The following is a 20,279-nucleotide window of genomic DNA, read 5'->3' as shown; positions in this document are numbered from 1 at the left end:
GCCCCCCCCGCCCGACGGTGCGCGCCCCGACGCGGCGAGCCGGTCGGCGACCTTCCCGGCCTCGCCCCCACCGGAGCGGGCCTGCGTCCCGTCCGGGTGACGGAGCCCGAGCCGGCCCCGTCCGGCGGTCGCCGGAGCCGGCCGGAACCCGTTTCCGGCGCGACTCCGCCCCCGGCGCCGCGGCCACTCGGCCCGCCGCCGGTCGCCCCGGCGCCCGTCGCGCCGCCACCGGTCGCCCCGGCGCCGGTGACCCCGGCCGCGGTGGCCGGTCCGCCCGTCTCCGCGCCGCCCGCACGGCCGGCCTCGACGCCGAGCCGGATCGACGGCCCGACCAACCGCCCGGTCTCCGCGCCGCCGCCCCCGCCGCCCGGCATCACCCCGATCGCCCCGGCACAGCGCGGCACCGTGCCCCCGGCCGAGGCCGGGGAGCCGTTCCGGCCCACGCTGACCACCGCGGCGATCCAGAGCGCCCGCGCCGAGCGGCAGCGCACAGTGATCCCACCCCGGCCCAAGACCACCGGCGAGCCCCCCGCACCCACGGGCGGCTTCAGCGCCACCGACCACAGCGTGCCCGTGCCCACGCCGCGGCCCGACCAGGAGTCCGCTCCCCCCGGTTCCCGGGCCAACTGGCCACTGGTCAACAACCCGGAGGACCCGTCCGACAGCCCGGCCAAGAACCCGGTCGCCGGCTCCTACCGCGACCGGGGCGGGAGCGGCGTCGACGCGCCGACCGACCCGGGCGCCGAGCGTCGGGTCACCCCGCCCTGGCTCGCCGACGACCTGCCCCAGGAACCGCCGATGCTGCGCCTGGTCGAGCCGCCGCCGCTGGCCGACCGCGCGCTGCGCGGCGGGCCGGGCCAGGCCGCGGAGCCGGAGACGCCGCCGCTGCGGCTGGTCGACCGCGAGGAGCCCGGACGCAACGCTCGACCGGCCCCCCGCGCCGAACGCCCGGTGGCCGAGCATCGACCGGCGCCGCCCGTGGAGCGGCGGCCTCCGCCGGTCTCGGACGAGGGCGACGGCGACCTGCTGATCTTCGCCCAGGCGAAGTCCGCCTGGTTCGTCGGGCACGCCGAGGAGTCCGACCTGGACTGGTCCACCACGGCCGACACCGGCTGGCAGGCCGCCGAGCAGGCCGCCCGCCCGGCGGTCGGCGCGGAGACCGCGGCCGGCCTGCCCAGGCGGGTCCCGCAGGCCAACCTCGTCCCCGGGTCCCCGCTGCGGGACGAGCGTCCGCTGCGGATCGTCCGGGACGCGGCGAGCCTCGCCGAGAACACCACCGGATACTTCCGCGGCTGGCGCCGCGGGCAGGAGATCGGCGGGTTCGCGGTCGGCGGCCGACCCGGCCGGGAGGCCGCCGGGGGCTGGGACTTCAGCCGCGACACCGGCGACCGCGACGACGACCGGGAATACGAGTACCGCTCCGCCGGCTACCGCTCCTGAGTGGACAAACCGCCTTCCACCTGCGTGTTCCTGCCCACACCCGGATAATTTGACGCCGGGTCGCGGCGGCCGGGAGCATACCCGGCGGAACAGCCGGCGGCAGGGGTCGCCGGGGTGGGAAGGCGACTCGTGGCGACATCGGCAACCAACCCCTCCGTGCTCACCCGTCGCGGCCTGCTGGCCGCGGCGGCGGGCAGCCTGCTGCTCAGCGCCTGCGGGCGCGGCGATGCGGGCGAGCAGGATCCCGTCAGGACGGCCGCGCCGGGCGGTCACGAGCTGCTGATCGGGGCCAGCCTGGAGCTGACCGGGCCCGGTGCGGCACTCGGCGTACTTCAGCAGCGGGCGCTGGACATCACCGCCGAGGCGCTCAACGACAAGGGCGTGCCGGTCGGCAACCTGCGCCGCACCGTACGGCTGGAGGTGCGGGACAACGCCGGCGATCCCCGGCTGGCGGCCCGGCAGGCCACCGAGCTGGCCCGCGACACCGGCGTACACGCCCTGCTCGGCGGCACCATGGCCGAGACCTCGATCGCCCTCGCCGAGGTGGCGCAGCAGCAGCGGGTGCCGTTCCTCTCGCTCGGCTTCGGCGACGGCATCGTGCTGCCGCTGCCGCAGCGGACGTACGTCTACAAGCTCACCCCGGACGCCGGTGACATGGCCCGGCGGCTGGCCCGGTTGGTCGCCTCGCAGCGGCTGCGCCGGGTGGCGGTGCTGGCCGCGCACGGGCTGCACGGCGACTCCGGCGTACGGGCCATGACGGGGGCCCTGCGGACGGCCGGGATGGAGCCGGCGGCCAGCGTCCGGCTGCCCCGCACCGGCGAGGAATTCCGTCGCGCCGCCCGCTCGACGGCCGCCGCCCGCCCGGACGGCGTGGTGGTCTGGGCGACCGCCCCGGACTCGGCCGCCGCCGTCGGGGCGCTGCGCCGGGCCGGTTACGACGGGCCGGTGTTCCTCGACGCGGGCGCGGTCGCCGAGGAGACCCTGGAGGGCACCAACGCCTCCCTGATGGAGGGTGCGTACGCGGTCCACCCGGTCTCGCTGGGCGGCGCCATGCTCGCCAACACCACCATGTCGGCGCTGCAGCGCAAGGACTTCGTCTACCGCTACGTGCAGCTGCACGGCGGCTTCAGCGGCTTCGCCCCGTACGCGTCCGACGCCGTGCAGCTGATCGCCGACGCGGCCCGGCTCTCCACCAGCGTCGACCGTGGACGGCTGCGGGCGTTCCTGCAGAACCAGGTCACCGAGGGGATGGTGGGGATGTACTCCTTCACCCCCATCCGGCACGGTGGCATGGACCAGGGGTCGCTGGGCCTCTACACCGTCAGCTCGGGCGCCTGGACCCGGGTGTCCTGACGTCCGCCCGCGCCGGCCCGACCCGGACGCGGGCAACGACGAGCGCCCGGTGACGGCCGGAGCCGCCGCCGGGCGCTCGTCGAGGCGATCAGGCCGGGGCGACGGCGCGCGAGCGCCGCATGGTGAGCACGTACTCGACCAGCGAGATCAGCACGTGCTTCGTCGACTCCCGGTTCCGGGCGTCACAGGCCACCACCGGCACCTCGCTCGAGATCGCGAGCGCGTCCCGGACGTCCTGCGGGTCGTGGTACTGCATCCCGTCGAAGCAGTTGATGGCCACCAGGTACGGCAGCCGCCGGTGCTCGAAGAAGTCGATCGCCGCGAAGCAGTCGGCCAGCCGGCGGGTGTCCACCAGCACGACCGCGCCGATCGCGCCGCGCACCAGTTCGTCCCACATGAACCAGAACCGGGTCTGACCCGGCGTACCGAACAGGTACAGGATCAGATCGCGGTCGATCGAGATACGACCGAAGTCCATCGCCACCGTGGTCGTCGTCTTGCCCGGCACCTGCCGGGTGTCGTCGACGCCCACGCCGGCGGAGGTCATGATCGCCTCGGTCGTCAGCGGCGTGATCTCCGAGACCGAGCCGACCAGCGTCGTCTTGCCGACGCCGAATCCACCGGCGATAACGATCTTCGCCGACGTCACGCGCCCGCTCGGGGCCGGCGGCCGGTGCGACATGTCAGAGCCTGCGAAGTCCACTCAGCACCCTCTCCAGCAGTTCAGTGCCCACCGCGTCGTCCGAGTCGTCCAGAATGGTCGGCTCGTGGACCGCGACCAGGCCGTCCGTCGCCATGTCGGCGATGAGCACCCGGGCCACACCGAGCGGGAGCTGCATCCGCGCCGCGATCTCGGCGAGCGACTGCACACGTCCGTCACACAGCGCGGCGATGTACTGGTGCTCGCGACCCTGGCCGCCGTTGCCATTGGCAGCGGCCCGGCCGCGCACCGTCGTCTCGACGAGCGCCTCCAACGCGATGTCGAGACGGGGGCGGGTACGACCGCGGGTCACGGCGTATGGACGGACCAACGCTCCGGTCGGTTCGTCACGATCGGCCATGTCGCCGCTCACCTCCTTCGCACCCGGCACCGGCTCCGGATGGAGCCCGTCGTTGTCGTTGTCGCCCCGCCGACCTCACCGGCCAGCAGGTCGTCAGCCCAGCATGCCCGCGGCCGCACGCGGCTGCGGGGTCAACGCGTCGCCCACCCGGTCGACCAGCAGGGCCATCTCGTAGCCGACCTGCCCGACGTCGCTGCTGCGGGCGGCGAGCACCGCGAACGACGAGCCGTCCGAGATGGACATCAGGAACAGGAAGCCGTTGTCCATCTCGACCACCGTCTGCAGCACCGCGCCTCCCTCGAAGCAGCGGGCCGCGCCCTGGGTGAGGCTGACCAGGCCGGACGCGATCGCGGCCAACTGGTCGGCCCGGTCACGCGGGAGGTCCCGAGACGACGCGAGGAGCAGGCCGTCCGCGGAGACGGCGACCGCGTGCGCGACGCCGGGCACCCGGTCCGCGAAGTTGGCCAGCAGCCAACCGAGATCCTGCGTAGTTGTCATCCTTCTTGCTCCTTCTGCCTGCTCCCGGCCACCGGGCCTGAGCCAGACTGCGAGGATTGCTGCCCTCCCGGAGTCGCCTCCGGGTTGGTCGGGTTGCTGTCCGACGGATGCGTACGCCCCCGCTGCACGCCCCGGTGGTATGCCGAGAGCAGGCCACGGACCCCCTCCGGCGTGCGCCGCTGCACGGAGGTGGCGGGCTTCTCCACCGCGCCCGGCACCAACTGTGCCATGGGGGTGCGCTTGGGCAGCCCCGTCGAGGTGGTAGCCGCCACCGGCACCTCGGTCGCCGCCGAAGCCGCCCGCCACCCGTCGTCGGCGGCGGTCTGCCAGCCGCTGCCCTGTTGCTGCGAGGACCGGCGATAACCGAAGCTGTCGGCGACACCGGGGCGGGCAGCCCCGTTGACCGATCCGTTCTCGCGCGGCGCTCCTCCGGCCGTCGGCTTCTCTGCCATCGGTGCGTTACCTGTCCCGAGTGGTGTCTGCTGCGGGCCCGGACCGCCGGCGTCGACCCGGGCGAACTGCTGGGTCGCGGCGCCGTTGGCCGCCGTCTTCGCGGCGGGCGCTGCCGCCTCCTCCGGGCCCGGCCGACGGGTCCGGAACCAGGCCGACTCGAGCTCCCGGAAGATCGGCAGCTCCATCGTCTCGTCCGCGTACCGCTGCCGGTTCTGGGCCTGCTGCGGGGCGGTCGGCCGGGCCGGCGCGGCAGCCGGCTCCGGCGCCGGGGCGGCCGGGTGCTCCGCGCCGGGGCGCGGCACCCGCGGCAGCTCGGTGGTCATGTCCAGCGCGGCGGCGAGGCGCTCGGGCACCGGCGGGGTCACGGCGTCACGCTCCGCCCCGGCGACCGGCGGCCAGGCCGGCGGTGCCGGCGTGGCCGGGCCCTGCGCGCCGGGGACCGGGCGCTGCGGCAGCGGGCCGCTCGGCGGCGCCGAGACCGGCGGGCCGGAGAACGGCGCGGCGGAGACCGGGTGGCCGGAGACCGGCGACGCCGAGACAGGATGGCCGGAGACCGGCGACGCCGAGACCGGCATGCCGGAGACCGGCGGGCTGGACACCGGGGGCGCGGAGTAGGGAATCGGCGGGGTCGACACCGGCGGTCCCGCGTAGGGCGCCGGCGGCGCGGAGATCGGCGGGACCGGCGGAGCCGAGTAGGGCCGGGCCTCGGGGCTGCTGGGCAGCTGCCGCGGGACGGCGGACTGCTGGCCGGTCGCGTCCGGGTCGTCGCTGGACCGCCGCTGCGGCAGCGGGTCGATCGGCTGGCCGTTGGAGGTACGCGGCCGGAATGCCTCGCCGTTGGTGGTGCCGCTGGCGCCGGTCAGGTCGGACCAGGCCGGCATGGACCGCGTCCCACCCGTCGAGGCCGACGTGCCGGCCCCGTTACGCGGCGCCGGGTCGAACGGCCGACCGCCCAGGGTGACCTGGTTGCCGGACTCGCCGGGGCGTTGGGTCGGCGTCGGGTTGGCCGGGCGGCTGCCGAGCGCCGGCAGCGCGCCGAAGGCCGGGGCGGGGCCGGACGACGGCCCGCCGAACGCCGGGGCGGGACCGGAGGACGGCCCGCCGAATGCCGGGCCGGACGACGGGGCGCCGGAGGCGGGCAGGGCGGGCGACGACTGCACGCGGCCGGAGAGGGCCCGGGGCACGAGCACCGACGTGGGCATGACCACCTCGGCGACGGTGCCCCGGTCGGTGCCGGGACGCAGCTCGACCTTGACGCCGTGGCGGGACGCCAGCCGGGCGACCACGACCAGGCCCATCATCCGCGAAACCGCCACGTCCACCTGCGGCGGCGTGGCGAGACGCTCGTTGAGCTCGTTGAGCTGCTCGGGGCTGATGCCGATGCCCCGGTCCTCGACGTAGAGCGACGCGCGGTCGCCGACCCGGCGGGCCTCGACCATGACGTGCGAGTCCGGCGGCGAGAACGCGGTGGCATTGTCGAACAGCTCGGCGACCAGGTGCACCATGTCGTTGACGGCGTGCGCGGCGACCTCGATGTCCCGGTCGATCACCCCGAACTCGATCCGGGTGTAGTGCTCGACCTCGGACTGGGCGGCCCGGAGCACGTCGATCAGCGCGGCCGGCTCGCGCTGCACGCGGGTGGAGTCGGCGCCGGCGAGCACCAGCAGGTTCTCGTCGTTGCGGCGCATCCGGGTGGCCAGGTGGTCGAGCTGGAACAGCTCGGCCAGCCGGTCCGGGTCCTCCTCGCCGCGCTCCAGCCGGTCCAGGTGACCGATCAGGCGGTCGACCAGGATCTGCGACCGGCGGGCCAGGTTGACGAACATCGTGGCGACGGACGCGCGCAGCGCGGCCTGCTCGGCGGCGGTGCGGACGGCCTCCAGGTGGACCGCGTTGAACGCCTCCGTTACCTGGCCGAACTCGTCCTTGCTGCGCACCGGCAGCGGCTCGGCGATCTGGTTGGCGAGCTGCACCGGGGAGAGCTGGCCGGTGACCTGGGGGTCGCGCAGCCGGGCCACCGCCTGGGGCAGGCCGTACTGGGCGATCGAGAGGGCGCCCTGCCGCAGGTCGCGCAGCGAGCGGGCCATCGAGCGGGCGACGAGGTAGGCGAAGAGGATGGCCAGCAGCAGCATGCTGAGCAGCAGGCCGGTCTCCAGGAACACCTGGCGCTGCACGTCCGAGCGCAGGTCGTCGGCGACCGCGACGACGTCGCCGTCGATCTTCGACTCGACCGTGCGGATGAGCTTGGCGTTGGCCACCATGGCCGCGTCCCACTCGTCCGCGTCGAACGGCGCGCCGGTCAGGGTGTCGGCGGTGGTGATGCCGTTGAGCCAGCTGTTGTAGGTGTTCGCCTCGCGCAGGTCGGGGCCGGCGACCACCTGCGCGTAGTACTCCTGCTCGGACTGGGAGGCCACCACCCGGAAGCTCTGCAGCCACTGGCTGGAGCCGGTGCTGGCGGCGATGTACTCGTTGCGCAGGTTCGGCGTGAGCCGCTGCTGGATGAACGCGCGGTGCACCACGTCCCGGCGGCGGGACAGGAACTCCTTGTTCCGGGCGGTGGCGGTCGCGGCGCGCATCTGGTCGCTCAGCTCGTTGTCGCCGGCGAGCTGGGTGGCCGAGTCGCGGACGCTCAGCAGGTTGTCGATCAGGCCGTCGTACGCCTGCATCGCGGGGACGAGCCCGAGCTTGCCGTTGAAGACCTGGCTGCGGGTGCCGGAAAGGTCGGTCAGGGTCTGGTCGATCTCGCGCAGCAGGGTCTCGAGGTTGGCCGGGAGGTCCTCGACCTTGCCCCGCTGCTGGGAGTACGGCCCCCATGCCTTGTCGACCCGGCCGTTGGCCTCCTCGTACGCCTGCTTGAAGCGGGCCGCGTCCTGCCCCTTCGGCACGCCCAGCAGGCGCAGCGCGTTGGTCCGTTCGTCCTGGAGCGTGTCGACCAGGTCACCCGAGTAGCCGACGAGATTGGCCAGGTCACCGGCGCGGTTGGCATTGTTGAGGGTCTCCAGGTGGTCCACCAGACCGCTGGTGCCCACGACGACCGTGGCGATGGTCGGCACGATCATGATGAGACCGAGCTTGGACCAGATCGGCATGTCGCGGAGCCGACCGGCCGGCCGGCGCAGCCGCGACAGGAAGGAGCCCGCCGTCTTTGGCCGTTTGCTCACGTCACCGCCCTCGCGATTATGCGTCGGCGTCGCCCTCGGGCAACGCCCAGCGGCCGACCCGGCGGGTCGGACCATCCGAGATTCCATCACGCTACCCCTGAAAGAGAAAGCCCAGGTTGGCCGTCACTCGAGGTGTGATGAGATGTTGATGCAATTTGATCGCAGACCGTCTGGCCGGAGTCACTGAAGGTAATGGATCACCCCCACCGCGTTGTCCTGCTCGCCGGCCCTTCCGGCTCGGGAAAGTCGTACATAGCGCAGCGAACTGGCCTCCCGGTGCTCTGCCTGGACGACTTCTACAAGGACGGCGACGACCCTACATTGCCGCGACGCGACGGCCTGGTCGACTGGGAGTCACCCCGGTCCTGGGACGCCGAAGCGGCCGTGGAAACGATTGCCCGACTGGCCAGGGAGGGCAAGGCCGATGTGCCGGTTTATGCGATCGGTGAGGACCGCCGCGTGTCCACCCGGCCATTCGACATAGCTGGTTCGCCACTTTTCGTTGCCGAAGGGATTTTCGCTGCCGACATCGTCGAGGAGTGCCGCCGGCGGGGACTGCTCGCCGGGGCGTACGCCCTGCGCCGGCCGCGCGGCGCGACCTTCGTGCGCCGGCTGGCCCGCGACCTCGCCGAGCAGCGCAAGGCACCCCGGGTGCTGGTGCGCCGGGGGCTGACGCTGCTGCGCAGCGAGCCGGCCGTGCTGCGCCGGCAGACCGGCCTGGGCGCGGAGGCCGCCCGGGCGGGCGAGGTGTTGCGCCGGGTGGCCGGCCTGCTCGCCGGCCACCCGCACCGCCCGTGACGCCGGCCGCGCGGCCCGCGCTCAGCCCAGCAGCTTGGCGTACGCCGGCTTGATCACCTCGTCGATGATCTTCAGCCGCTCGTCGAACGGGATGAAGGCGCTCTTCATCGCGTTGATGGTGAACCACTGGAGTTCCTTCCAGCCGTAGCCGAAGGCGTCCGCCAGCAGGGCCATCTCCCGCGACATCGAGGTGCCGCTCATCAGCCGGTTGTCGGTGTTGACCGTCACCCGGAAGCGCAGGTCCCGCAGCAGCCCGATCGGGTGGTCGGCGATCGAGGCGGCGGCGCCGGTCTGCACGTTCGACGACGGGCACAGCTCCAGCGGGATGCGCTTGTCCCGCACATACGCGGCCAGCCGGCCGAGCACCGGCTCCGGGCCGGGGGTGATGTCGTCCACGATCCGCACCCCGTGACCGAGCCGGTCCGCCCCGCACCACTGGATCGCCTGCCAGATCGACGGCAGGCCGAACGCCTCGCCGGCGTGGATGGTGAAGTGGAAGTTCTCCCGCTGGAGGTACTCGAAGGCGTCCAGGTGCCGGGTGGGCGGGAAGCCGGCCTCGGCGCCGGCGATGTCGAAGCCGACCACCCCGGCGTCCCGGTGCCGGACGGCCAACTCGGCGATCTCCTGCGACCGGGCGGCGTGCCGCATGGCGGTGAGCAGGGTGCCGACCCGGATGGGGGTGCCCGCCTCGGCGGCCAGCGCGCTGCCCTCGGCGAAGCCGGCCAGCACCGCCTCCACCACCTCGTCCAGGGTCAGGTCCCGTTCCAGGTGCTGCTCGGGGGCGAACCGCACCTCGGCGTAGACGACCCCGTCGGCGGCCAGGTCCTGCGCGCACTCCCGGGCCACCCGGCGCAGCGCCGGCGCGGTCTGCATGACGGCGACGGTGTGCGCGAACGTCTCCAGGTAGCGCTCCAGGGAGCCGGAGTTGGCCGCCTCGACGAACCACCGGCCGAGCGCCTCGGGGTCGGCGGTGGGCAGCTCGTGGCCTGCCTCGGCGGCCAGCTCGACGATTGTCGCCGGCCGCAGGCCGCCGTCGAGGTGATCGTGCAGCAGCGCCTTCGGGACCTTGACGATGTCCTCGTACCGGATTGTCGCGACCATGCCCAGACCCTAGTCGGCCCCGCCCTCCCGGCCCACACGACCGGCGGGGGCCGGGGTCACGCCCCGGGAGGCCGCCGGTGCCACGGCCGGACCGGGCGACGCCGCGTCGGTCAGGGGCGCCAGCCGTAGAGCCGGTCGACGGTGAGCCGGAGCACCAGCCGGCCGTCGGCGACCATCGCCGCCCGGTAGTCGGCCCAGTCGGGGTGCTCGCCGCGGATCCGCCGGTAGACCTCGACCAGTTCCTCGACGGTGGCGTCGTCGGGCGCCGCCGCCGGCGGGGTGAGCGCGGCCGTCCCCTCCGCCACGGCGTACGCCCCGCCGTCGGCCGTGGTGACGTGGAAGCTGACCCGGGGGTCGCGGCGCAGGTTGCGCACCTTGGCCCGGCCGGCGGTGGTGGAGCACCGGATCAGGCCGGGCTCGGCCAGGTAGTCGACGTTGGAGAGCTGCGGTCGGCCGTCCCGGCGCAGGGTGACCAGCACGCCCCGGCCGCGTTCGCCGAACAACTCCCACAGGCGGGCGGTCACGCCGACACCCGCAGCGGGGCGCGGGCGGCTGTCAGCACGAGGCCGGTCAGCAGCCGGACCAGCCGGCCGGGCAATCTGGTTGACATGTCACGCACCCTAGGAGCGGGTTGGTGACATGTCAACCAGATGGCTACGATGACGGCATGGAGCAACCACGCTGGCTCGACGACCGGGAGCAGCGCGCCTGGCGGGGCTACCGGCGGATGCGCCGCCTGCTCGACCTGGAACTGGCCCGCGAGCTCGCGCGGGACGCGGGCCTGTCCGAGCCGGACTACGACGTCCTGTCCGACCTCTCGGAGACCCCCGACCAGCGGCTGCGGCTCAGCGAGCTGGCCGACCGGATGCTCTGGTCCCGCAGCCGGCTCTCCCACCACCTCACCCGGATGCAGCAGCGCGGCCTGGTCACCCGCGAGGAGTGCGCGACGGACGGCCGGGGCGCGGTCGTCGCGCTCACCCCCGAGGGCCGACGCGCGATCGAGGCCGCCGCCCCGGGCCACGTGGCGGCCGTCCGCCGGCACCTCATCGACCTGCTGACCCCCGACGAGGTCGCCGCGCTGGACGCGCTGACCCACCGCGTGGTCGACCACCTGACCGGGATGGACCGGGCCCGACGGTGAACCGATGGTGGTGCAGGCACCACCATCCGACCGGCGTGCGCGCACCATCGAAGTGACCCGTCCGGCTGCCTAGCGTCACTGGCGTCACCAGAAGCCGACGCGGGGAGAGTTGCACGTGTTCACGACATTGGCCACGGCGGTGGTCCGGCGTCCGGGGCGGGTGATCGCCGGCTGGCTGCTCGCCATCGCCGCGCTGACCGCCGCCACTTTCGTCGTCTACGGGCCGGAGGGACCTCGGCCCGCCGACAGCCAGGCCGAGTTCCTGCCCGACCGGTACGAGTCCGCGCGGGCCGCCGCGATCGGATCCCGGATCTTCCCCGAACCATCGGGCAGCAGCGCGGTGCTGGTCGTCCGACGGGCCGACGGGGCGGCACTGACCGCCGACGACAGCGCCCGGATCGACCGGCTGCCGCAGCAACTGCGGGTCGTCGGCGTCACCGGGGTGACCGCCGGCGCGACCGCCCCGGACGGGCGGCTCCGCCTGGCCGAGGCGCGCCTGCCCGACGCCGCGCACGCGGAGACGACCGTCCAGACGGTCAAGCGGCTGCGGGCGGCCACCGACGACGCGCTGGCGGGAACCGGCCTGGTCGGTGGCTGGACCGGGCAGGCCGCCGGCGCGGCCGACAGCTTCCTGCTCGACATGATCGTCCACGGCGCCATGATGCTGGTGATCCTGGTCCTGCTGCTGGTCGTCTTCCGCAGCCCGGCGATCGCGCTGCTCAACCTGTTCCTCGTGCTGCTGGTCGCGCAGGCCGCCGCCGGGCTGCTCGCCCTGGGCGGGAAGGTCTTCGGATACGCCCTGGACGCCTCCACCACGGGCCTGCTTCCGGTCGTGCTGCTCGGCATCGGCACCGACTACGCCGTCTTCCTGCTCTTCCGCTACCGGGAACGTCTCCGGGCCGGCGACGACCGCCGTACCGCGATGGTCCACGCGGCCAGCCGGATCGGCGGGGTGGTCACCGTGTCCGCGCTGGTCGTGGCGGTGGCGTTCGGCGCGCTGGTGCTCTCCCGGCTCGCCTCCTTCCAGGTGCTCGGCCCGGCGCTGGCCGTCGCCGTCCTGCTCATGGTGGCCGCCGCGCTGACCCTGTTCCCCGCGGTCTACTCACTGCTCGGCCGCCGGGGCTGGTGGCCGGCGAAGCTGGTCGCGCCGCGTGCCGGGTCGACGCCGGGCCACGGCGGCGACGAGGCGACCGGGCGGTCGGCCCGGACCGCCCGCCTGGTCGCCCGCCGGCCGGCCCGGGTCGCGCTGGCCACGGTCGCCGCCCTCCTACTGCTCGGTCTCGGCGCGCTCCAGCTCCGGCCCAGCTACGAACTCGACACGTTGCCACCCGGCTCCGAGTCGGCCCGGGCGCTGGAGTGGCTCCACTCGGGCCTGCCCGCCGGGACGCTCTCCCCGACGGTCGTGTACCTCACCGGCGCCGGGGTGGACGCGGCCACCACCGAACGGTTCGCCGCACGCCTCGCCGAGGTGCCGATCGTGGCGGCCCCGGGCGGGGTCGAGATCGAGGGGGACGTGGCCCGGGTGCGGCTGCTGCTCACCGAGCCGCCGTACTCGCAGCGGGCGATGGACGCGGTGGAGGACCAACTACGCCCGGCCGCGCACGCCGCCGCACCGCCCGGCACCCGGGCGTACGTCGGTGGGGAGACCGCCACCTTCGCCGACATCCGGACCGTGCTCGACGAGGACCTCCGGCTGATCCTCCCGGTGGCCGCCGGGCTGATCGGGCTGCTCCTGCTGCTGATGCTGCGCGGCCTGCTCGCCTCGCTGGGCCTGCTCGCGGCGGTCGCGCTCGGGTTCGCCGCCACCCTCGGCACCAGCGTGCTGGTGTTCCAGGTCCTCGGCGGCCAGTCGGGGCTCAACTTCCAACTGCCGCTGGTCGTGTTCCTCTTCGTCACCGCGATCGGGACCGACTACAACATCCTGATGATCGCCCGGTTCCGGGAGGAACTGCGCGCGGGACGGCCGCCCCGTCAGGCCGCCGCGGAGGCAGTACGCCGGGCCGGCCCGGCGGTCGCCGCCGCCGGGGTCATCCTGGCCGGCAGCTTCGGGGTGCTCGTGGCGTCGCCGATGCTGGCCCAGATCGGGCTCGCCGTCGCGGTCGGCGTGCTGATCTCGACGTTCGGGCTCTCCTGGCTCCTGGTGCCGGCGCTGGCCGCGCTCACCGGTCGGGCCGCCTTCTGGCCGGCCCGTACCCGCCCCCGCCCCGGCCCCGCTCCCCTGCCGGGCGTCGCGCCGGAGGCCGGACCGGTCCCCGCGCCGACGGGAGACGCCGCGCCGGCTGGGACAATGGCCCGATGAGTGGGGTGCGGCGGGCATGGCGGGAGCTGCACCAGTTGGCCGTCGCGGCGGGGCTGGCCGGGGCGGGCATCGGGTTCGCGCTGGCCACGCTCCTCACCGCCGGGCTCAGCCTGCTCGGCGTCGGCCTCCCCCTGCTCGACCGCACCCTCGCCGGCACCCGGACGCTGCTGGACCGGCAGCGCCGCCGGGTGCCGGGCCCACCGGTCCGGTCCCCGTACCGGCCGGTGACCGGCGGGCTGGCGGCCCGGTTGCGGACGGCGGCCGGGGATCCGGCCACCTATCGGGACCTGGCGTTCCTGTTCGCCCACTTCTGCCTCGCCCCGGTCGCCGTGGTGCTGTCCGTGGGGCTCTGGCTCGGCGTCGCGCAGGGCCTCGCCCTGCCGCTGATCCACACGGTGGCGCCCGGCGCGGTCGACAACTTCCTCGGCCTGCCGATCGACTCGCTGCGCAACGCCGCGCTGGCCGTGGTGCTCGCGCTGCTGGTGGGGGTCGGGGCGTACTGGCTGCCCCGGGGGCTGCTCCACCTGGAGCACCGGCTGACCCGGGCGCTGCTCGCGCCGACCGCCCGGGCGGCCCTCGCCGAGCGGGTGGAGGAACTGGCCGACACCCGCGCCCAAACCGTCGACGCCCAGGCGGCCGAGCTGCGCCGGATCGAGCGCGACCTGCACGACGGCGCGCAGGCGCGGCTGGTCGCGATGGCGATGAACCTCGGCCTCGCCGAGGAACTGCTGGCCCGGGACCCGGAGGCGGCCCGTGGGCTGGTCACCGAGGCCCGCTCCGCCGCCGGCACCGCCCTGTCCGAGCTGCGCGACGTCGTACGCGGCATCCACCCGCCGGTGCTGGCGGACCGGGGGCTCGCCGGGGGCGTCGCCGCCCTCGCCCTCGGCGCGGCCCTCCCGGTCGACCTGGACGTCGACCTGCCCGAGCGGCTGGCGCCCCCGCTGGAGTCGGCGCTCTACTTCACCGTCGCCGAGCTGATCACCAACGCCGCCCGGCACAGCGGCGCGGCCCGGGTGGCGGTGCGGCTGCACCGGGTCGACGGCACGGTCCGGCTGACCGTCTCCGACGACGGTCGGGGCGGCGCCGACCCGGCGCGGGGCACGGGCCTGGCCGGCATCCGGCGGCGGCTCGCGGTCTTCGACGGCCGGGTGCGGATCAGCTCCCCGGACGGTGGGCCTACCGTGGTCGACGTGGAGCTGCCGTGCGCATCGTGATCGCCGAGGACCTGGTGCTGCTGCGCGACGGGCTGATCCGGCTCTTCACCGCGTACGGCGACGAGGTGGTGGCCGCCGTGGAGACCGGCGACGACCTGCTCGCCGCCCTGCTGGAGCACCGCCCCGACGTCGCCGTGGTGGACGTCCGGCTGCCGCCCGGGCACACCGACGAGGGGCTGCGGGCGGCGCTGGCCGCCCGCGCCCGGGTGCCCGGCCTGCCGGTGCTGGTCCTCTCCCAGTACGTCGAGCAGCTCTACGCCCGGGAACTGCTCTCCGACGGCGCGGGCGCGGTGGGCTACCTGCTCAAGGACCGGGTGGCCGACGTGGCGCAGTTCGTCGCCGCGGTGCACCGGGTGGCCGGGGGCGGCATGGCGATGGACCCCGAGGTGGTCTCGCAGCTGCTCGCCCGGCCGGCCCACGCCGCGCCGCTGGGCCGGCTCACCCCGCGCGAGCACGAGGTGTTGGCGCTGATGGCCGAGGGACGCTCCAACGGCGCGATCGCGCAGCGCCTGGTGGTCACCGAGAAGGCGGTCAGCAAACACATCAACTCGATCTTCACGAAGCTCGACCTGCGCGACTGCGACGACGACCACCGGCGGGTACGCGCGGTGCTGACGTACCTGGACGCCTGACGTGGACACCCGCATCGTCGACCGGCTCCGCTGCCCGGTCTGCGCCGAGCCGCTGGCGGAGGCCGCCGCCGGCACCGCCACCGCGCTGCGCTGCCCGCGCCGGCACAGCTTCGACGTCGCCCGGCAGGGCTACGTCAACCTGCTCGCCGGCCGCGCCCCGCACGCCGGGGACACCGCCGAGATGGTGGCCGCCCGCGCCGACTTCCTGGCCGCCGGCCACTACGACCTGATCTCGACCGCGCTCGCCACCGCCGCGACGGAGGCCGCGGACCGGGTCCGCGCGGCGCGGCCCGAGGCGTACCCCCTGGTGGTGGACGCCGGTGCGGGGACCGGCCGGCACCTCGCGGCGGTGCTGGCGGCGCTGCCGGACGCGGTGGGCCTGGCCCTGGACGTGTCGAAGCCGGCACTGCGCCGGGCGGCGCGGGCGCATCCCCGCGCGGCGGCGGCGCTGGCCGACACCTGGCAGCGGCTGCCGCTGGCCGACGCCGGCACCGCCGTGCTGCTGAACGTCTTCGCCCCGCGCAACGGCGCGGAGTTCCACCGGGTCCTCGACCCGGCCGGCTCCCTGCTGGTGGTCACGCCGGCCGAGGACCACCTCGCCGAGCTGGTCGGCGCGCTCGGCCTGCTCCGGGTGGACCCGGCCAAGGCGGACCGGGTCGCCGAGAGTCTGGGCGGGCGCTTCGCGCAGGTGGCGTCGACCGGGCACCGGCGGGAGCTGGCGCTGACCGGGCCGGAGGTCGCGACGCTGGTCGGGATGGGCCCGAGCGCGTGGCACACCGACCCGGCCGGGCTCGCCGCCCGGGTCACCGCGCTGCCCGAGCCGGTCCGGGTGACCGTCGCGGTGGACCTCACCGTCTGGCGGCCGGCCCCGCGCTGACCCGGCAGGTCGGGGTGGCGAGGCCCCGGCCGACCCGGCGGGTCAGGTGGAGAGGTCGACCTCTTCCCAGCCGGGGGGCTCGTCGTGGTAGGGCCCCCGCAGGATCACCGCCCACTCCAGCGCCCACCGGCGCTGGCCGATGGCGTTGGCGTCGACCAGGCCGGGCGGCGTGCGGCCGGCCCGCTCCGTCTCCAGGTACGCCCAGTCCAGGCAGTAGTGCAGGTCGAGCAGCGCGGCCGCGTCGGCGGGGTGCTGCGGGGCCGCGAGGATCCGGGCACGCCACTGGCCGAAGGTCTCCCCGCCGGGGATGTGCGGCATCCGCTCCACCAGCCGCTCGTCCACCGGCAGGGTCGGGTCGAGCTGCTTGGTCAGGCCGAGCACCCAGGCCAGCGCGAAGAGCGCGTCGTGGTGCAGCACGAACGACCGGTGGTCGCCCTTGCCGCCGGTCACGAACTGGAACTCCGGCGGCGTGACCATCTCGACCAGGTGCGAGGTGAGCAGCCAGCTCATCGCGGCCTGTGGCGGCATCCCGAAGCAGCGCGCGAGGATCAGGTGCAGCACGGCGATCCGGGCCTCGATCTCCGCGGTGGGTCGCAGTTCGATCTGGTCGCCGGGCTCCCACACGAGCGGGAACTGGGGTGGCGGCAGCGGGAGACGCAGCCGGGACAACTCGTCCAGGCTCGCCTCACGCACCTCCCGTGGATCGGGGGCAGGTACGGTCACGGCGGAAATGTCCTGTCTCCTCGCGACGACTCGGCGCCGGTTGTCCCCCTGGCCAGGGAGGATAGCGCTCCGAGCCGGCCGGCACCATGCCGCCTCGGCGACCGCCCCGCTCAGCCGATGCGCTCGATGACCAACGGCGTCGCGGCGGGCGCGGTCGGCGAGATCCGCACCGCCCGCGCGGCGTCGTCCCGCGCCGCAGGGATCCGGGCGGCGTGCTCCGCGCGCAGCTCGTAGAGGGGGTCGCCGGCCCGCACCGGGTCGCCGGGCCGCTTGTGCAGCACCACCCCCGCCGGCACGCTGACCGGGTCCTCCTTGCGGGCCCGTCCGGCGCCGAGCCGCCAGGCGGCCACCCCCATGGCGTACGCGTCGACCGAGGCGACGAAGCCGTCCGCGTCCGCGCGGACCACCTCGACCTCGTTCGCGGTCGGCATCGGGGCGTCCGGGTCGCCGCCCTGGGCGCGGATCATCGCGCGCCAGGAGTCCATCGCCCGGCCGTCGCGCAGCGCGGCCTCCGGGTCGGCGTCCGGCAGCCCGGCCGCGTCGAGCATCTCGCGGGCCAGCGCCAGGGTCAGCTCGACCACGTCGGCGGGGCCGCCCCCGGCCAGCACCTCGACCGACTCGGTCACCTCGACGGCGTTGCCGATGGCCAGGCCGAGCGGGGTCGACATGTCGGTGAGCAGGGCGACGGTCCGCACGCCGTGCGCGCCGCCCAGCTCCACCATCGTCCGGGCCAGCTCGCGGGCGTGCTCGACGGACTTCATGAACGCGCCGGAGCCGACCTTCACGTCGAGCACCAGCGCCCCGGTGCCCTCGGCGATCTTCTTGCTCATGATCGAGCTGGCGATCAGCGGGATGGCCTCGACGGTGCCGGTCACGTCACGCAGCGCGTACAGCTTGCGGTCGGCCGGGGCGAGCCCCGCGCCGGCCGCGCAGATCACCGCCCCCACGTCCCGGAGCTGGGCGATGAACTCCTCGTTGCGCAGCGCCGCCCGCCAGCCGGGGATGGACTCCAGCTTGTCGAGCGTGCCGCCGGTGTGGCCGAGGCCACGACCGCTGAGCTGCGGCACGGCCGCGCCGCACGCCGCCACCAACGGGGTCAGCGGGAGGGTGATCTTGTCGCCGACGCCGCCGGTGGAGTGCTTGTCGACGGTCGGCCGGTCGACGGCGGAGAGGTCGAGCCGCTCCCCGCTGGCGATCATCGCGGCGGTCCACCGGGCGATCTCCGGCGCGGTCATGCCACGCAGCAGGATCGCCATGGCCAACGCCGACATCTGCTCGTCGGCGACCAGCCCCCGGGTGTACGCATCCACCACCCAGTCGATCTGCGCGTCGGAGAGCACACCCCCGTCCCGCTTGACCCGGATGACGTCAACCGCCGCAAAACCACTCATCACAAAAGATCTTCCCTAGTCGTGTGCAGATACCGATCCGCGGACCGCGACCACCGACGGCTGGGGCCTGCCGTGCCCGGCGGAGGGATCAAGCCTGACCGCCCGGAGCCGGGTACGGCAGGCCCCAGCCGCTCCGAGCTCAACCACCCCAGCGGACAGGGATCTCCATCGGCGGCTCGCCCTCGCCGGCCCAGAAGATCGTGCCCGAGGCGTCCACGACCACGACCCGGGGCGTGCGGGCGTGCCCCCAGGCGATCGCCTCCGCCGGGTCGTCCCAGCTCGGGCCCTCCTCGAGCACGCCGGTCTCGGCGCCCTCGCTGTCCCCCGCGGACCGCTCCCAGTAGGCCGTCCAGACCTGCTGGCCGGCGGACAGGTCGGGGTGCACGAAGACCGTGCCCCGGCCGCGCCAGGCCGCCAGCCGCTCCGGCACCACCGGCACCGGCGCCTCCCCGGTGACCGCCTCGAGGTCGGCCACGTCGAAGGCGTGCGGCAGCAGCTCGGCCATCCGCAGCGGGCCGCCCTTGGCCTCGATCAGGCACTCCGGGCCGCCCTGCTCCCACAGCAGCTGGCGGCACCGGCCGCACGGCATCAGCGGCTCGCCGGTGGCGTCGACGCAGGACAGGGCGACGATCCGGCCGCCGCCGGTGGCGTGCAGCGAGGAGACCACGCCGCACTCGGCGCAGAGCACCACGCCGTACGCGGCGTTCTCCACGTTGCAGCCGACCACCACGCGGCCGTCGTCGACCAGGGCGGCCGCCCCGACGGGGAACTTCGAGTACGGCACGTACGCGTGCCGCATCACGTCCGTGGCGGCGGCCCGCAGCCGCTCCCAGTCGATCTCCATGTCGTGCTCCCCCGTCAGCCCTTGATGTACGGCTTGCCGTCGGCGGCCGGCGCCCGGACCCGGCCGACCAGACCGGCCACCGCCAGGATCGTCGCCAGGTAGGGCAGCATGGCCAGGAACTGGCTCGGGATGGCGCTGTTGATCGCGCCCAGGTAGGTGGCGAGCTGGTCGGCGAAGCCGAAGAAGAGCGCCGCAAGCAGCGCCCCCGTCGGGCTCCACCGGCCGAAGATCAGTGCGGCCAGGGCGATGAAGCCCTTGCCGCCGATCATGTTCTTGGTGAACGAGTAGAGCGCCAGCGTGTACGAGGCGCCGCCGATGCCGGCGACCACCCCGGCGAGCAGCACGTTGCGGTAGCGCAGCCCGAGCACGCGGACGCCCAGCGTGTCGGCGGCGGTCGGGTGCTCGCCGACCGAGCGGGTCCGCAGGCCCCACCGGGTGCGGAACAGTGCGATGTGGATGACCAGCACCAGCAGCAGGCCGAGGTAGAGGAAGATGTTGCCCCGGAACAGCGCCGGCCCGATCAGCGGGATGTCCGACAACAGCGGGATCTCCCAGTTGCTGAACCGGGGCGCGCTGTTGTACTTCTGCGCGTTGGGCTGCATCAGCCGCTCGTAGAGGAAGCCGGTGACGCCGACCGCCAGCAGGTTGAGCACGATGCCCATGACCACCTGGTCGACCAGGTAGCGGATCGAGAAGACGGCCAGCAGCAGGGAGATGAACGCGCCGCCGAGCGCCGCCGCGACCAGGCCCACCCAGACGTTGCCGGAGAGGCTGCCGAAGAGCGCCCCGCTGAAGGCGCCCATCAGCAACTGCCCCTCGATGGCCACGTTGACCACGCCGGAGCGCTCGCACAGCACGCCGGCCAGGGCGCCGAAGATCAGCGGCAGGGCCAGGATGAACGTGCCCCGGACGATGTTGACCAGCGGCATGAAGTTCTGCCCGTTCGGCGCGGCCGAGACCTGCCAGCAGAGGAACGACAGCACGAAGCCGACCAGGCCGACGCCGAGCACGAGGGTGAACCAGCGCTTCGGCAGCCCGGCGAGCATCGCGACGCCGGCGGCCACGGCGACGATCCCGAACCCGATCGCGCCGAGCGTGCCGTCGATCTTCAGGGCGGCGCCGGCGGCGTCCTCGCTGAGGGTGAAGCGGGCCTGCTCGCCGGTGGCGAGCGCCCCGAACAGCACCGTCGCCAGCAGGCCGAGCCCGAGCAGCACGGCGCCGACCTTGCGGGTGCGGGTCCAGAACCCCAGGTCGACGGGGGCGACGGCGACGTCTTCGACAGCCATGGTGGACATG

17 protein-coding genes and 1 pseudogene are annotated in these 20,279 nt (G+C 74.7%); 8 read left to right on the top strand and 10 right to left on the bottom strand.

All coding sequences use genetic code 11. The features are described from left to right. Nucleotides 1-1,440 (top strand): annotated as a pseudogene (locus ABZ793_RS15780) (transposase); the annotation flags it as partial. A 129-nt stretch (nt 1,441-1,569) separates the two neighbouring features. Beyond that, entirely contained in the window at nt 1,570-2,793 is a 1,224-nt protein-coding gene (locus ABZ793_RS15775; protein ID WP_357457340.1) for an ABC transporter substrate-binding protein, read from the top strand. Nucleotides 2,794-2,881: 88 nt separating this feature from the next. Here the strand turns inward: ABZ793_RS15775 and ABZ793_RS15770 are convergent, their stop codons facing one another. The 4 genes from ABZ793_RS15770 to ABZ793_RS15755 form a co-directional block, all read right to left on the bottom strand. Next, nucleotides 2,882-3,475: an ATP/GTP-binding protein gene (locus ABZ793_RS15770; RefSeq protein ID WP_242796714.1), complete on the bottom strand. Its 594-nt coding sequence runs from the start codon at nt 3,473-3,475 to the stop codon at nt 2,882-2,884. Nucleotide 3,476: 1 nt separating this feature from the next. Next, complete coding sequence (locus tag ABZ793_RS15765) at nt 3,477-3,854, bottom strand: DUF742 domain-containing protein (RefSeq protein ID WP_030329021.1); 378 nt, start codon at nt 3,852-3,854, stop codon at nt 3,477-3,479. A 93-nt stretch (nt 3,855-3,947) separates the two neighbouring features. After that, nucleotides 3,948-4,352 (bottom strand): roadblock/LC7 domain-containing protein, encoded by a 405-nt coding sequence (locus ABZ793_RS15760; RefSeq protein ID WP_007455462.1) that lies wholly within the window; start codon nt 4,350-4,352, stop codon nt 3,948-3,950. Then, nucleotides 4,349-7,963, bottom strand: a complete 3,615-nt coding sequence (locus ABZ793_RS15755) for a nitrate- and nitrite sensing domain-containing protein (protein ID WP_357457338.1) — start codon at nt 7,961-7,963, stop codon at nt 4,349-4,351. The genes ABZ793_RS15760 and ABZ793_RS15755 overlap by 4 nt, the downstream gene beginning before the upstream one ends. A gap of 192 nt (nt 7,964-8,155) precedes the next feature. Here ABZ793_RS15755 and ABZ793_RS15750 point away from each other — a divergent pair, with 192 nt between their 5' ends. Then, complete coding sequence (locus tag ABZ793_RS15750; protein WP_357457336.1) at nt 8,156-8,761, top strand: ATP-binding protein; 606 nt, start codon at nt 8,156-8,158, stop codon at nt 8,759-8,761. 21 nt (nt 8,762-8,782) lie between these two features. On the opposite strand, the gene ABZ793_RS15745 is transcribed toward ABZ793_RS15750, so the two are convergent. Both ABZ793_RS15745 and ABZ793_RS15740 read right to left on the bottom strand, forming a co-directional pair. Then, nucleotides 8,783-9,862 (bottom strand): adenosine deaminase, encoded by a 1,080-nt coding sequence (locus tag ABZ793_RS15745; protein WP_357457334.1) that lies wholly within the window; start codon nt 9,860-9,862, stop codon nt 8,783-8,785. 110 nt (nt 9,863-9,972) lie between these two features. Continuing rightward, nucleotides 9,973-10,386, bottom strand: coding sequence for a PPOX class F420-dependent oxidoreductase (locus ABZ793_RS15740; protein ID WP_357457332.1), 414 nt, complete (start codon nt 10,384-10,386; stop codon nt 9,973-9,975). A gap of 143 nt (nt 10,387-10,529) precedes the next feature. On the opposite strand from ABZ793_RS15740, the gene ABZ793_RS15735 reads away from it, so the two are divergent. The 5 genes from ABZ793_RS15735 to ABZ793_RS15715 all read left to right on the top strand — a co-directional run bounded on the left by ABZ793_RS15735 (nt 10,530) and on the right by ABZ793_RS15715 (nt 16,025). Continuing rightward, nucleotides 10,530-11,003 carry a MarR family transcriptional regulator gene (locus tag ABZ793_RS15735; RefSeq protein WP_357457330.1) on the top strand — a complete coding sequence of 158 codons (474 nt, stop codon included), beginning with the start codon at nt 10,530-10,532 and terminating at the stop codon, nt 11,001-11,003. Between the two features lie 115 nt (nt 11,004-11,118). Beyond that, nucleotides 11,119-13,302, top strand: a complete 2,184-nt coding sequence (locus tag ABZ793_RS15730; RefSeq protein ID WP_357457328.1) for an MMPL family transporter — start codon at nt 11,119-11,121, stop codon at nt 13,300-13,302. Beyond that, a complete protein-coding gene (locus tag ABZ793_RS15725) occupies nt 13,299-14,516 on the top strand; it encodes a sensor domain-containing protein (RefSeq protein WP_357457326.1) in 1,218 nt (405 codons plus the stop codon). Before ABZ793_RS15730 ends, ABZ793_RS15725 begins: the two co-directional genes overlap by 4 nt. Next, nucleotides 14,504-15,148: a response regulator transcription factor gene (locus ABZ793_RS15720; protein WP_350712079.1), complete on the top strand. Its 645-nt coding sequence runs from the start codon at nt 14,504-14,506 to the stop codon at nt 15,146-15,148. Before ABZ793_RS15725 ends, ABZ793_RS15720 begins: the two co-directional genes overlap by 13 nt. Before the next feature lies 1 nt (nt 15,149). Then, entirely contained in the window at nt 15,150-16,025 is an 876-nt protein-coding gene (locus ABZ793_RS15715) for a putative RNA methyltransferase (protein ID WP_357457324.1), read from the top strand. Between the two features lie 42 nt (nt 16,026-16,067). Here ABZ793_RS15715 and ABZ793_RS15710 read toward each other — a convergent pair whose 3' ends face one another. The 4 genes from ABZ793_RS15710 to ABZ793_RS15695 all read right to left on the bottom strand — a co-directional run bounded on the left by ABZ793_RS15710 (nt 16,068) and on the right by ABZ793_RS15695 (nt 20,278). Next, nucleotides 16,068-16,748, bottom strand: a complete 681-nt coding sequence (locus tag ABZ793_RS15710; protein ID WP_357457322.1) for a DUF4272 domain-containing protein — start codon at nt 16,746-16,748, stop codon at nt 16,068-16,070. 110 nt (nt 16,749-16,858) lie between these two features. Next, nucleotides 16,859-18,139: a thymidine phosphorylase gene (locus ABZ793_RS15705; RefSeq protein WP_357457320.1), complete on the bottom strand. Its 1,281-nt coding sequence runs from the start codon at nt 18,137-18,139 to the stop codon at nt 16,859-16,861. 139 nt (nt 18,140-18,278) lie between these two features. Next, complete coding sequence (locus ABZ793_RS15700) at nt 18,279-18,983, bottom strand: cytidine deaminase (protein ID WP_357457317.1); 705 nt, start codon at nt 18,981-18,983, stop codon at nt 18,279-18,281. 14 nt (nt 18,984-18,997) lie between these two features. After that, nucleotides 18,998-20,278, bottom strand: a complete 1,281-nt coding sequence (locus tag ABZ793_RS15695; RefSeq protein WP_357457315.1) for an ABC transporter permease — start codon at nt 20,276-20,278, stop codon at nt 18,998-19,000. Between the last annotated feature and the right edge of the window lies 1 nt (nt 20,279).

The sequence above is a fragment of the Micromonospora sp. NPDC047465 genome (assembly GCF_040643125.1).
Classification (GTDB): domain Bacteria; phylum Actinomycetota; class Actinomycetes; order Mycobacteriales; family Micromonosporaceae; genus Micromonospora.
The sequence above is the reverse complement of the archived record's forward strand: the minus strand, read 5'-3'. Positions and strand labels throughout refer to the sequence as shown.